Origin of the sequence: Cupriavidus sp. SIMBA_020, assembly GCF_046535395.1 — a bacterium.
GTDB lineage: Bacteria > Pseudomonadota > Gammaproteobacteria > Burkholderiales > Burkholderiaceae > Cupriavidus > Cupriavidus campinensis.
On record NZ_JAWRWU010000710.1, the window covers coordinates 1 to 267 of the forward strand.

Below are 267 nucleotides of genomic sequence, written 5' to 3' on the forward strand. Positions count from 1 at the left end.
GCATCCCTGTTCAAGATGGATGCGGAAGACGCTCATCACCTCACGCTGCGCGCGCTCGGCGCGGCTGGCCGCACGGGCCTCGCGTGCGCGCTGTCGGCCCGTGTGCCCGATGCGCCGCGCACCGTGATGGGGCTCACGTTCCGCAACCCGGTCGGCCTCGCGGCGGGCCTCGACAAGGACGGCGCGGCCATCGACGGCCTCGCCGCGCTCGGCTTCGGCTTCATCGAGGTCGGCACGGTCACGCCGCGGCCGCAGCCGGGCAATCCG

Annotated in this window: 1 pseudogene; it reads left to right on the forward strand. The window is 74.2% G+C overall.

Annotated features, from left to right (window positions below):
- Positions 1–267 (forward strand): annotated as a pseudogene (locus SB751_RS31175) (quinone-dependent dihydroorotate dehydrogenase); the annotation flags it as partial.